We start from the raw sequence: 13893 nt of genomic DNA, 5'->3' as shown, positions 1-13893 counted from the left end.
CACTGCAAGCAGGTCCGGCGCTTTTTACCCGATATCGGTTGCTGGTTGTCAACCGATACCGAAAAGATCCCAGCAGAAAATCTTGGACAGTTCGTAACGGAGTGTAATGCATCAAGGAATTTCGAGTAACTTGATTTGTTTTTGTTCGTCTCTGTCCACGTTCTTCCGCGCGGGAATGATTTTCATCCGTTCAATAAGTTAATACGCTGCATACGCATTTTATTGCACGTTAATCAAAAAAATTTTAAAAACTTTTTTTGATATAGACTATTTTATTATGAAAACCTGTTTTCGTCAAGTTTTCAGGGGTTAAATTATTACAAGTTGTTACAGGAAAATGTATTTAAGAACGAAGAGTACCGCCAGCACATACATCAGCGGAGTGATCTTCTTTGCTTTTCCTGCTGCCACATTCAAAAGCACATAAGAGATAATTCCCATGGAAATACCCTCGGAAATGCTGTAGAACAACGGCATGGCGATGATTGCCAGATATGCCGGGATTGCCTCGGTGATATTGTCCTCATCGAAACGAATTTCAGTTACAGTTCCCACCATCAGGAAGCCAACCATGATTAATGCCGGAGCCGTCGCAAAGGACGGGATCGCCGTAAAAATCGGTGCAAACAGGGTGGAAAGCAGGAACAGGAGTGCCGATACCAGGGCAGTCAGACCGGTACGTCCGCCGACTGCAACACCCGATGCAGACTCAACGAAGGTAGTCGTTGTGGAAGTACCTAATACCGCACCAAAGGAAGTTGCGATCGCATCTGCCATCAGCGCCGGACGGATACCCGGAAGACGGCCTTCCTCGTCCAGCATGTCTGCCTTGGTTGCTACACCAATTAATGTACCAAGTGTATCAAAAATATCTACAAACAGGAATGAGAAAATAACTACGATAAAATTGATAATTCCAACTGCATCGAAGTCAACGGTAAAGCATTTACCAAATGTCTCTCCCAGTTTGGAGAAATCGGTGATTCCCAGGGTCGGGAACAGAGTGTAGAAACCATTCTCTACGTCCGGTGTGTAAATGCCGGTTACCTGGCACAGCATACCGAGAATCCAGGTTCCCAGAATGCCGTACAGAATCGCGCCTTTCACACGGTAGGTGTATAAAACCGCCATGATAAACAGACCGATCAGCGCCAGCAGCGCGCAGATACCTGCGGTATGGAAATTTTCCGGGAAGCTGATGATCGTTACCAGTGTGGAAGAGTCTACTGAAAGTCCCGCATTCTGAAGACCGATAAATGCGATGAACAGACCGATACCGACGGACACACCGCGCTTTAAAGTCAACGGAATCGCATTGAAGATCGCCTCGCGCACGTTTGTCAGAGACAGCACGATGAAGATCAGACCCTCTGCAAATACAGCCAGCAGTGCAACATGCCAGCTATAGCCATAGCCCGCGCACACCGTATACGCCATATACGCGTTGAGTCCCATGCCTGCGGACAGAACGAACGGCAGGTTCGCCATAAATGCCATGCAGGCAGTACCGATGAATGATGCCAGAGCCGTAGCCAGAAGCACCGCAGTCGGGTCCATGCCGGTCGATCCGAGGATGCTCGGATTAACTGCCAGAATGTACGCCATCGTCATAAAGGTCGTAATTCCAGCCATGACTTCCGTCTTTACGGTCGTCTGATGCTCGGATAGCTTAAATACTTTTTCAAACATCTTTTCTTCTCCTTGTGTTTTTCATTCTATGATTCAACCGCTACAAAATCTCATGAAGCGGACGGCGCACCTTTTTGCGGGTGATCTCCACCAGCCCAAGCCGCGTCATATCCACCAGGATCGTTTTGACCGGGTCACGGGAAAGCTCTTCCCCGAGCGTCCTCATCAGCGTCTCCTGATCTTCTTTCGATTCCATATCGATAAAATCCACAATAATAATACCGGAAAGATTCCGCAGGGACAGCTGGCGCGCCACCTCATGCGCCGCCTCCAGGTTGATCTTTAAGATCGTCTCGGCAGGCGTCTTTTTCCCTGTATATTTTCCTGTATTGACATCGATCACCGTCAATGCCTCGGTTGGCTCGATGACCAGATAGCCGCCGGATTTCATCCAGACACGGCGGTCTGTGGCGCTTTTTAAGACGGATTCGAGACGATACAGCTTCATTAATGGGAGGTTTTCATCTGTATATAGGGACAAGTTCGGAATCGCCTGTTTTATGCTTTCATTTTTATCTGCCTGGGGCTGATTTTCTTTTTGTTCCTTGTCCTCTTCCTTCTCTTCCTCCAGCCATGCCTCAATCTTCTTCGCATACTCCGGCACATCTGTGATGATCTCCGAAAGGGTTCCTTTCTTCGCATCCCTAAGACTCTGGATATAGGGCGGCGTACCCTGCTCTAAAAGGCTGTAACAGGTGCGGCAGGCTGCCCGGGCAAAAAGTTCTTCCATCTGCTGTTTCAGCTTCTCTGTTTCTGCACAGAGTGTTTCGATGGAAGCCGACGCCCCATTCGTCCGGACAATCAGTCCAAAACGCTCATCCTTATGTGTCAGAAGTTCCTCCCGCACCTTCTCTTTCCAGGCATTATCCTTGATTTTTGCCGAAAATCCGATCTGCGGTTTTCCAACCGTCAGAACCATATAAGTACCCGGAAAATTCAGACAGCAGGTCACGGACGGATCCTTGGTTTTCAGGGCGTCGCGGGACACCTGGACGAGAAGCTCGTCTCCAGCTTTTAGTTTCCGTGGACTTACTTTCTTCTCAGAATTTCCAGAATATCCGAATGAACATAGCTGGTTCAGCTCGTCTGTATAAAGCGGAACCGGGTTTTCCGCCAGGCTGAAATACCCGGTTTTTCCACCGCCGAGGTCAATAAACGCGGCGTTGATGTTTTTTACCACATTTTTCACCTTGCCGATGTAAATATTCCCCAGCAGGCTTTCATCGCCAGATTCCAGCGTCAGCGACCGGCAGTGCCCGTCCGAGAGGAGCGCCGTCAGGCTTCGATCCTTCCATTTTGTCACTATTAACTGATCCAAACTCTTCGTCTCCTCTCATTTTTTGCTGCCGTTCACACTTTGCGCTAACTGCAGCCGGATTTTGCTGGCGCTTCGCATTTCATCTCTTAATGAACATTGAAGCATTTACACAATCTCGCTTCCATACGCCTCAAGCGGCACATACTCCGGTGCGCCCTCGGCGCCCTCGTCCGCATACAGCTCCTCGCGCTCGACCTGAATGGCAAACGGGCGGTAGGTCAGCCCCAGGCTCTCATAGAATGCCTGCAATACCTGCTCCGGCTTTCCGTTTGCCGCACTGCCCGATAAGAGGCGCAGGAAGACACAGATTCCTTCTGCCTGTTTTTCTTCCTCAACCGTCTCATTTTCCAGATCCGGATACCAGTCTGCGACCATCGCCGGAACATACTCTTTCCGCTCCGCGATTCGCGCCTCACAGATCAGCGGACGCAGATCCACGGTTCTCTCGCCCTTTTTCGTCTGCTTCACAAACGGAATTGTCTCGCTTTTGCAGAATGTCAGAAATTTCCCGAAAAATTCTTCTACACTGCTGCCGTCCTCCGGTGCAAATCCCTCTTTAAACCAGAATGTGTAATCAGCAGCTGCCACCAGCGACATCGCATTCTTTGCCGTCTCCGGAAGCTCGCGGTAGCTGAGCACCTCCAGCCCCTCGGCGCTGACCTCATTTAAGCGGCGCACCATCCCGGTCGAATTTCCGCTGGAATTGACATCAATATCCACATACTCCGCATGGCTGATAAGCCCCACGCTGAGCGGAGAGGCAAACGACATGATCTGGTGCGGGCTGAATCCTTCGCTATAACGGATATCCACTTCCGCCCGGCGCATCACCTTCTGGAAGTAACGCATCACGTCCAGATGACCGATAAAACGCACCGTTCCCTGTTTTTGAAATTTAATTCGTATCTTCATGACCGCTCCTTCCTCATGCCCGTTCTTCGAAACAGACTCCGCCGCCGTACTTACGGACACCACATCCCGAACAGCGCATCCGGCAGTTCGGCGTTACCGTTTCCGCCTGTGCGTTCGCCCACTCGCGTTTCAAGAAATCCTTCGTCACACCCGCGTCGATGAAATCCCACGGGAACACTTCATCAAGGCTTCGCTCACGCGTCGTATAGAAATCAATGTCCACGCCGCAGGTCTCAAACGCCTTCATCCAGATATCATTGTTGAAATACTCTGACCAGGAATCGTAGATTGCACCCTGACGGTACGCCTCTTCGATCACAGCTGCCACCTTGCGGTCGCCGCGCGCCAGAACACCTTCCAGCACGGTCACATCCGCCTCATGCCAGTTATAGCGGAGACTCTTCTTATTTAACATCTCTTTCATGCGGTGGTTGACGATGCTCGCGCGCTCCAAGAACTGCTCTTTCGTGCACATCGGCGCCCACTGGAACGGGGTAAATGGCTTCGGCACAAAGAACGAGGTGCTGGCGGTTACCTGCACCTTGCCGTGGCGCTGTTCCTTCGGAACCGTGTCATAGTACACTTCCGCCACCTTCTCCGAAAGCTCGGCAATGCCCTGCATATCTTCCACGGTCTCAGTCGGAAGTCCCAGCATGAAGTAGAGCTTTACGCGGTTCCAGCCGCCCTTGAACGCCTCGGCAGAACCATTTAAAATGTTTTCCTCAGTCAGACCCTTGTTGATAACGTTACGCAGACGCTGGGATCCCGCCTCCGGTGCAAAGGTCAGGCTGCTCTTCTTCACGTCCTGCACCTTGCTCATGACATCGAGGGAAAATGCGTCAATACGCAGGGACGGCAGGGACACATTGACGCCCTTTCCGTCAAACTCGTCGATCAGGAAATTGACGATTCCCTCCAGCTTCGTGTAATCACTGGAGCTCAGCGAACTCAGCGAAATTTCCTCATGTCCGGTGCTCTTTAGCATCGTCCGCGCCAGACGTTTCAGTTCCTCCAGGCTGCGCTCGCGCACCGGGCGGTATACCATGCCCGCCTGGCAGAAACGGCATCCGCGGATACAGCCGCGCATGATCTCGAGAACCACACGGTCCTGCGTCGCGCGCAGATACGGAACCACCGGCTTCTCCGGATACCAGGTATCGCTCATATCCATGACAAGCTGCTTGGAAACGGTCTGCGGCGCGTGCGGGTTGTTCGGCGTCATCGCCTCGATCGTGCCGTCCTCTTTGTATGTCACATCATAAAATCCCGGCACATAGATACCCGGAATCTGCGCCGCCTGCTCCAGAAATTCCTTCCGGCTGCCGCCGCGCGCCTTGATCTCCTTGTAGCGGTCGATCAGGTCAAAATAAACCACCTCGCCCTCACCCATGTAGAAGAGATCGAAAAATGGTGCAATCGGCTCCGGATTGTAGGTACACGGACCGCCGCCGATAACGATCGGATCCTCCTCGGTACGATCTTCTGCATGGAGCGGAATCTGTGATAATTCCAGCACCTGCAAAATATTGGTGTAGCACATTTCGTACTGGATTGTAATTCCAAGGAAATCAAATTTTTTGATCGGATCCTGGCTTTCAACAGCAAACAGCGGAATCTTCTGCTCCCGCATGATCGGATCTAAGTCCATCCACGGGGAATAAACACGCTCACAGTAAACGTCATCCCGGCGGTTGAACATATCATAAAGAATCTGGATGCCCAGATGGGACATACCGATCTCGTACACATCCGGAAAGCACATGGCAAACCGGACTGCTACCTTCGACGGATCCTTCTTCACCATATTCACCTCGCCGCCAATATAACGCGCCGGCTGGGAGATCTTGAGAAGGATTTCATCACTTAATGCTAATTTTCTCATACGATTTTATTTTCCTAACTTTTGTGACTGAATCTATTATTTCCAAGTTTTATACAGAATGGATCAAAATCCATCAAACTGCACTATTATAAGGTATTTACGGCGGTTGTGCAAGGTATTCTTCCGTTATCCCGCATTTTATCTGGTCGTGAACCATCCCATATTCGGGCGTCTCGCGCGGCCGCTTGCGACATGTTTCTGCTTCGCGCGAGTGCGCATCCTCGCGGAGCGTTTATTATTTCATAGGACACAATTTCCTATGAAATAATAAAATACCCCGTTGGCTTCCCAACGAGGCATCGAAGATTATAATGTTTTAATTTGATTTCTGATTTCAGAATGTAGATGCATTCTTGGATTTTTATTCACTTTACAGTCCAATCATATTGGCAAAAAGTACAATCAACGGAATCGCAACCAGTGTTCTCTCCAAGAAGATAACCAGCAGTTTCCAGAAATTCAGCGGAATCTCACTTTTGATGATAATGGTTCCTACCTCTGTCAGATATATAATCTGAACCAGAGATAAGACACCGACCACAAATTTTGTCTTCACGGAGGTAAGTCCCACCGACAGAAGCGCCGGAATAAACATATCTGTGAATCCAACCAGTGTTGCCGGTGCTGCTGCAAAGCTTTCCGGAACTCCCAGTGCCTGCAAATACATTCCCATCGGATAAGAAATCCAGCTGAAGAATGGAGTGTAGGTCGCGATAATCAGGGCAATGGTTCCCCAGGATACTACGATGGGAATCAGGTCAAAAAACATGCCCATCAGAACCTCAAAACCGCTTGTAACTACTGTTTTTGCAGTAAATTTATCCGCACGCTTGCAGCTCATCTCCAGAGCATAAGCAAACATCCCTTTTTCCTGTGGAATATCCTCATCAATCTGCTTTCCAACTGCCTCTCTATAGGTATTCGGAATGGTACAGATCGGTGGAATTCTAGCTATGATGACGGCTAGGATGATTCCCACTACACAGATGCACAGGTAAAATGGAGGGAAAATATTGGAAATTCCCATGGTATCTGCTACCATCAGACAGAACGGAATGGATACCAGAGAGAAGTTAGTCATGATATATCCAGCCTCTCTCCTAGTGTAAAAGCCCTTCATATACTGCTCTCTGGTCAGGATAACCGCCGCATTGGAGGCACCAAACCAGGATGCAATCAGGTCGATGGAAGCTCTTCCCGGTACATGAAACAGCGGGCGAACCACCGGTCTTGCGATCACTCCCAGAAATTCCATAATTCCGCAGTCAGTCAGAAACGGCATGATAAAACTAAAGGCGATAACGATGCTGAACAGCGTTCCGCACAGATCCACCATGGTTGCTCCGGTATCGGCGGAAATCACCTGCTCCGGTCCGATTTTAAATACAACCATAACGGCAAATACCGCACCAATTATCTTAGAAACAAGATACAGCGGTGTGGTCGAAAAAGCTCTGGACAGATAATGATTCTTCCGAATCCAATCCGGCTTTGCGATGTAGTCATACAAACTGACCACGGCCGATACCACCAGAATCGCCATAATGATGTAGGGCAAACTCGCACCAAATAGTCCCTTAATCCAGCTTTTCAGAAAATCAAGCAGTGTTGTAAATGATTCTCCCTGCGGAATCGGCACAAGGAACATCAAAACACCAAATGCTGAACCAAACAGAAATTTACATAGATTCTTTGCTGTCACATATGATTTTTCCATATTGTCTCCTCTCGTTTTGCTTTTCTCCTAGAATCTTTCATCCGTAACCGTTCGCGCATGCGTGCCCAGCAACGGAATTTTGTTCAGCTGCACCCTTTATTAACTATAATTCTTCCACCTTACATAAGGCGTTATAAACCATGTCTTCCGTCACCTCATACGGAATATGCTCCATATCCGGACCGGTCACAATCTCTTTTAATACAGCCGTAAGCGCTTCTCTCTCAAGAGGCGCCCCCATCTCGGCTAAGGTAGTGCGGATTCCAAGCTTTTCAAGAAATCCCTTCATTTCCCTTGCTCTTTCTTCTTCGCCGTCTATCATCAGCTGAACCAGCACACCATAGGCTACCACATCGCCGTGAAGGTTTTTCTCCTCAAAACCAGGAAGCAGCACCAGTCCATAGTAGACAGAATGTGCGATCGCACCGTTATAATCATCCAGAACCAGAAGCGATACCAGACCGGTGCTCACGATATTGGCAAGAACCGCCTGCTCCAGCGCCTCACCCGCCTGGTTTTCCCGGCATTCCTCCAGCGCACTTTCTGCATACTCCCGAAGCGGCAGATAACACATATTGCTGATTTCACGTCCAAGCGCCGAACTGTGCGTCAGCCGGTCGCCTCTCGCAGAAAAATGGCACTCAAAGTATTTTCCCAGCGTATCACCGATTCCCGCCCGCAGGTAGCACTCCGGGGCAGCGGCAATAATCTCTGTGTCAATAAAGCTGTGGCGCGCCGGTTTGTCATAGAAGTAGAAACTGTCAAAATTTCCATCTTCTTTGTATACAACTGAAAGGGCCGTCGTCGCCGCGCAGGTTGCCGCGATCGTCGGGAAAGTAAATACAGGAAGACCGCATTTTTCCGCCGTTCCCTTCGCTGTATCCAGCGCCTTGCCGCCTCCCATGCCAAAAATCATATCCGCACCGCATTTTTTTACGTGTGCAGCAATTTTTTCCATCCCGGCATAGGTACAGTCCTCTCCAAACAGGACTGTATCCACGATCGTGACCGGATTTTCCCCTTCTGCAAGCGCTTGCAGAAGCTTTTCCTTTCCTGCCTCCAACGCCAGTTTTCCACCGATCAGCAGCGCTTTCGTACCGTATTGGCGGCACACTTCATTTACATTTTTATATGCTTCTTTTCCGATTGTATAATTCGCAAAATTTACCGAATAAGTCATCTTACAGCAACTCCTTTAATTTCTTCAAACGCGCCAGTGCCTCGTCGATCGTTTTCTCCTCCCGTGCAAAATGCAGACGGATCAGATTGTTTACATTTTCCCGGAAAAAGCTGGAACCCGGAACGGCTGCCACGCCGATATTTTTGATCATCCACTCGCAGAACTCCAAATCGGTATATCCGGCAAACTGCGGCAGATCCAGGAACTCCTGGATATCGATCATGACAAAATACGTTCCCTGCGGCACATTGTGCTTCAGACCGATCGCATCCAGTCCTTTTAAGAAATGATCCCTCTTCTTCGTATAGAGCGCCAGCAGGTCGCTGTAATAGGATTCTGGAAATTCCAGTCCCACCACGGCTGCCTCCTGCAGCGGTGCGGCTGCTCCGACGGTCAGGAAATCATGTACCTTTTTCGCTCCCTCGATCACTTCCTCCGGTCCGATCAGATAGCCCAGTCTCCAGCCAGTGATGGAATAAGTCTTGGAAAGAGAATTACAGGTAATCGTGTGCTCGTACATACCCGGAAGGGATGCCATGCAGACATGCTCGTTCGGCGCATATACCATGTGCTCATAAACCTCATCCGTCACAACAAATCCATCATATTTGACTGCCAGCTCTCCGATCTGGGTCAGCTCTTCTCTGGTAAATACCTTTCCGCATGGATTGGACGGGTTGCAGACGATGATCGCTTTCGCGCCCGCCTTAAAGCCCTCTTCTACCAAATTGATATCAAATTCATACGTCGGCGGCACCAGCGGAATATAGATCGGCTCTGCCCCTGACAGAATCGCGTCTGCCCCGTAATTTTCATAAAATGGGGAAAATACCATTACCTTGTCGCCCGGATTGCAGATGGTCATCATCGCACTCATCATCGCCTCAGTTCCGCCGCAGGTAACCACAATCTCCGTCTCCGGATTGATCTCGCGTCCGATGGCCTTTCCCTGTTTCTTAGCAAGGGCCTCACGGAAATTCTCTGCACCAAATGTAACGGAATACTGGTGAGGTCCCTCATAGGCCACCTCTGCTAATCTGTCCAGAATTGCCTTCGGCGGATCAAAGTCTGGAAATCCCTGGGATAAATTAATCGCTCCATACTCATCACTAATTCTTGTCATGCGTCGGATTACAGAATCCGTAAATGTATTAACACGGTCACTTAACTTTGGCATACTATTTACCGCTCCTTTTTCGTTATATATGTTCTATTTGGTTGCTTTCTTTTAAAAACAAATATATAATATGGTATAACGTTACGGTATAGTCAAGAAGGAAATGAATATTTATGCAAAAACTCAAAAATGCGTGCATACGAACCGGCGATTTTGCAAAATTATGCAACACAAACAAGCGCACACTGATTCATTATGATGAAATCGGGCTCTTTAAACCCGCCTATATTGATGAAAAAGGCTATCGGTATTACAGTGAAAGCCAATTTGATGTGTTTTTTACCATCACCTGTTTAAAAGAACTTGGGATGCCTTTAAAAGAAATCGGTGCTTTTTTAGACCGGCGCAATCCGGAGTCATTAAAAGCACTTCTTTTGAAACAACGTGAAAAGACTAAGAAGGAGGAAGAACACCTCCGTAAAATTGAAGAAGTGGTTGAAACAAAATTATCCCTGGTATCACTCCAGGAATCACTGAATCAGAAACAGGCAGAATACACAGAAGATGAATTATTCTTCCATACCGAAAATAAAAATGGTCGTATTTTTCTCGAGACGACACCGGAAGAATATCTGATTCTCAGCGATCCGATTCATACAGATGACCATCAGAAAATCATCCAGGCTCTTTGCCGCCACATCGGTTACTGCAATGCCCACGCTCTAAATGCCGGTCATCCTTATGGTGCCATGCTTGATGTGGCAGATTTACGAAAAAATCATCTGGATACCTATGCTTATTTTTTCACAAAAGTTATAACAAAACCAAAAAATTCCCCCTATCACTTAAAAACGGCCGGAACCTATGCAGTTGCTTACTTAATGGGAAATTACTATGACTCGAAAGCCACCTACGAAAAACTCTTTGATTGGACCGATGAACACAAGTTTAAAACCGGCAAATACTCTTATAAAGAGGCTGTGATCGACGAATTGGCCACAGCCTCTCCCAGTGAATATCTGACGAAAATATCGATACAAGTGTTTTAACCCTGCCGCTTCATCGCGTTTCCTCCGCACTGCCTTTACATTTCTCATAAGCAAATAGCGCCGCTCCCAGCGCACCGCAGAGCTGCGCCTCATCACAGATATAAAGTTTAGCACCAAGCTTCTCTTCCAATGCCTGGATGATACCCTGGTTCTTCGCTACACCGCCGGTCATCATATATTCGCCTGGATGATCCTTTCCAAGGCGGGCTGCCAACGCGCCGACTTTTGAGGCAACTGACACATTTAAACCGTGGATAATATCTGCCACATCCTTATTCTGTGCCACCAGCGACACGACCTCCGACTCTGCAAACACCGTACACATGCTGGAAATCACGATATTATGCTTCCATTCCAGCCCTTTCACACTCATTTCCTCCAGGGAAAGTCCCAGCGTTTTCGCCATCATTTCCAGAAAACGTCCCGTTCCGGCGGCACATTTGTCATTCATCAGGAAATTTTTCACGGCTCCCTGCCCGTCGATGCTGATCGCCTTGATATCCTGCCCGCCAATATCGATGATAGTGCGGATATTCGGATTCAGATAATTTGCGCCCTTGGCATGGCAGGTAATCTCCGTGATGCTGTCATCCCCACTGTCAATGTAGGATCGTCCATATCCGGTCGTATCGATCCGCACGATCTCCTCTTTCTTAATTCCCGCTTTCTCAATCGCCAGATCCAGACTCTTCTCGGCGCTCATCATCGCACCGCCGCCGGTCGGAATAATCATCGTCGATTTAATTTTTCCATCCTGATCCAGTATGACCACATCCGTACTTGTCGAACCGCTGTCGATTCCCGCTACATAAAAAATGCCCGACTCCATCTTCTTTCTTGCCTCCTCACTGATACCTTTTCCCGGATCCATATCCTCTGATCCCTCGATCGTCTCCTCAAATGCCTGAATGCGCGTCAAAAGCTGCCCCGCGCTCTGGCTCGTAAAATCAGTCTCAATCTTAAGGAGAGGAACCTTGATATCCCGCTTGATACTCGCATACTCAAATCCATAATAATCACAGAACTTGATCGTGTGATAAATAATTCCCTTTAAATTCGGATCCAGATACAGACGGTTTCTGCGGATCGAACGGTTCATGCGGAAACACGGCATCTGTCCCAGCAGGACGTCCGCGTAAGAAAGAAACAGCTCCTCTTCCTCCATATTCCACATTTCATCCTGTACGACCGACAGTTTCCGACCACCCGTACAGGTCAGATTTTCCACATCCATCTGGATATTGTCCCGGATCATATCCTCCAGAATGCCGCTGACCCGCACGCCCAACACACCAATGTACGGCTCCGTGTTCATTTCCGGCGTAATAAAGGACTTGATAAAAGCGCGTTTATCAAACACTTTCCCGGAATATGCCTCATATGCCTTTTTAAGCCTCCGGATCGTGCCCGCAAATTTCACTTTTTCACATTCATTATCATCATGCGGCAGATCCAGCATATATAAAAACTTACATTTTCCCGTGCTCTCCACGATATCGTAAACGCGCCGCATCGAATCGCAGCAGTTTACCAGCACCAGCTGTTCAACCTTTCCTTCCAGCACTGCCTGAATGACCGATTTTCCAAAGCCGCACAGATTTGCATGTGCAATTTGATCCGACTGTTCGAAATTTTCCGGCATTTCCTCCAAAACAGAACATTCTTCTCCAAACCCCCGGAACAGCTCGATCGGGGTATACTTACAGACGTAATAAATCATGCGTGTTTCTCCTCCTTGCCCTTTTCCAGCATTTCCACAAACGCCTGAAGCCGCGTCGATACCTGACCGTCGCTGGTATTGGCAGGGTTGCAGCCGTCACCGTCGAGAATCATCGTCGGAAGTCCTGTCTTTTCTAAGGACTGCTTAATCAGGCTGGATGCACCGATCGTTCCCTTACAGCCCCAGTGGGCAAATAAAACAGCACCATCCGCTTCCGTGATTCTGGCAAGCCGTTCCGCTTCCTCAATTCTCTGTTTCACACTGCCATTGTAAATGCAGTAGACCATTTTCTCTGCCATCGCCTCATACGGGTCTTCCGCATGCATCTCCTGAAAACCATCTGCGATAAAATCACAAGCGCGGATGTGCATTTTCTTACTATAATTAAAAATATCCTTAACCGGCTCCTGTAAAAATGGCATGATGTGCATCCAGATTACCGAAAGACCATCTCCCCTCGGTGACATCCGCACATCGCGCAGAAGTTTTTCCGTATAGGTAACCGCCGTCTCTGAGCCAGCCATCAGATGGCACATAAAAAGCGCATACAATTCATTCGTCAGAGAGGTCACCGGGTCATGCGCACACCGCAGGGCAAGCTGTTTTTTATAATTCGCTGCCGCTTTCCGGCTGTTATCTACCGCACTCCGCACTGTTTCCTCCGAAATCCGTCTGTCCGTCGTCTCCTCCAGAAACCGTTTCAATTTCCGCAGCTGATCCGCCACATACAGAACCGATTCCCGGTTTTTCTCATACGGAACATCAATATAAAAGCCCGGACATTCAAATTTATCCTTTAAATACGGAAACGTCATCATATTTCCATCACACGCAAGGTTCGTATAAATCATGCAGTTCGGTTTTGGCAGAATCCCCGTCAGCGCCGCCCCCAGAAACACTCTGTGGTACGAACACATCGTCTCCGGAAATCCTTCTTCCTCCGTTTTCCGAAGAAACGTCTGCTCACACTTCGTTCCCGCCATAAAACAGGACATCGCCTCCACTGAGTACGGCGTCAGCCCTGCCGCCATCACCAGCTCTCCCGGCACAAATATGCTGACCATCGCCGCATTCTCCGGTTCCGACAGCGACTGAATGATATTTTTCATAACCACCCGCGCCACATACTGTCCCGACGACGGCAGCCCCCGATCCGGCAAAAACTGAAGCTTCTTTTCCTGCAGGCGGTATCCCGCAAGAAGCAGCCGACGCGCTTTTTCCGGATCCTTAAGCGCCTGGCTGCTCACCCTATTTCCAAATTTTCCAATTACATCCATTGTTGTTTCTTCCATTCTTTTAAGTTCATTTT

General features: G+C 48.8%; 10 protein-coding genes. 1 reads left to right on the top strand and 9 read right to left on the bottom strand.

Features of this window, described 5'->3' with window-relative positions:
* Positions 1 to 327: 327 nt before the first annotated feature.
* The 7 genes from QVO97_RS07065 to QVO97_RS07035 form a co-directional block, all read right to left on the bottom strand.
* Positions 328 to 1689, bottom strand: a complete 1362-nt coding sequence (locus tag QVO97_RS07065) for an NCS2 family permease (RefSeq protein WP_022359656.1) — start codon at positions 1687 to 1689, stop codon at positions 328 to 330.
* 40 nt (positions 1690 to 1729) lie between these two features.
* Positions 1730 to 3007: a ribonuclease E/G gene (locus tag QVO97_RS07060; protein ID WP_022359655.1), complete on the bottom strand. Its 1278-nt coding sequence runs from the start codon at positions 3005 to 3007 to the stop codon at positions 1730 to 1732.
* Positions 3008 to 3112: 105 nt separating this feature from the next.
* On the bottom strand, positions 3113 to 3919 hold the full coding sequence (locus QVO97_RS07055) for a TIGR03936 family radical SAM-associated protein (protein WP_022359654.1): 807 nt from the start codon (positions 3917 to 3919) through the stop codon (positions 3113 to 3115).
* A gap of 13 nt (positions 3920 to 3932) precedes the next feature.
* On the bottom strand, positions 3933 to 5801 hold the full coding sequence (locus QVO97_RS07050; protein ID WP_022359653.1) for a TIGR03960 family B12-binding radical SAM protein: 1869 nt from the start codon (positions 5799 to 5801) through the stop codon (positions 3933 to 3935).
* Positions 5802 to 6171: 370 nt separating this feature from the next.
* Entirely contained in the window at positions 6172 to 7518 is a 1347-nt protein-coding gene (locus tag QVO97_RS07045) for a YjiH family protein (protein ID WP_022359652.1), read from the bottom strand.
* 103 nt (positions 7519 to 7621) lie between these two features.
* Entirely contained in the window at positions 7622 to 8698 is a 1077-nt protein-coding gene (locus QVO97_RS07040) for an iron-containing alcohol dehydrogenase family protein (RefSeq protein ID WP_022359651.1), read from the bottom strand.
* Between the two features lies 1 nt (position 8699).
* Entirely contained in the window at positions 8700 to 9875 is a 1176-nt protein-coding gene (locus QVO97_RS07035) for a pyridoxal phosphate-dependent aminotransferase (protein ID WP_022359650.1), read from the bottom strand.
* Positions 9876 to 9988: 113 nt separating this feature from the next.
* Between QVO97_RS07035 and QVO97_RS07030 the strand changes: the two genes are divergently transcribed.
* A complete protein-coding gene (locus QVO97_RS07030) occupies positions 9989 to 10864 on the top strand; it encodes a MerR family transcriptional regulator (RefSeq protein WP_022359649.1) in 876 nt (291 codons plus the stop codon).
* Positions 10865 to 10874: 10 nt separating this feature from the next.
* Here the strand turns inward: QVO97_RS07030 and QVO97_RS07025 are convergent, their stop codons facing one another.
* Both QVO97_RS07025 and QVO97_RS07020 read right to left on the bottom strand, forming a co-directional pair.
* Positions 10875 to 12584 carry an acyl-CoA dehydratase activase gene (locus QVO97_RS07025; RefSeq protein WP_022359648.1) on the bottom strand — a complete coding sequence of 570 codons (1710 nt, stop codon included), beginning with the start codon at positions 12582 to 12584 and terminating at the stop codon, positions 10875 to 10877.
* Positions 12581 to 13893, bottom strand: a 1313-nt coding sequence (locus tag QVO97_RS07020; RefSeq protein WP_369678394.1) for a 2-hydroxyacyl-CoA dehydratase family protein, incomplete at its 5' end; no start/stop codon positions are given. The genes QVO97_RS07025 and QVO97_RS07020, both read right to left, overlap by 4 nt.

This window comes from Clostridium sp. CAG:43 (assembly GCF_000434655.1).
GTDB lineage: Bacteria > Bacillota > Clostridia > Lachnospirales > Lachnospiraceae > Otoolea > Otoolea fessa.
Note: the sequence above shows the minus strand (reverse complement) of the source record. Positions and strands in the feature narration are given on the sequence as shown.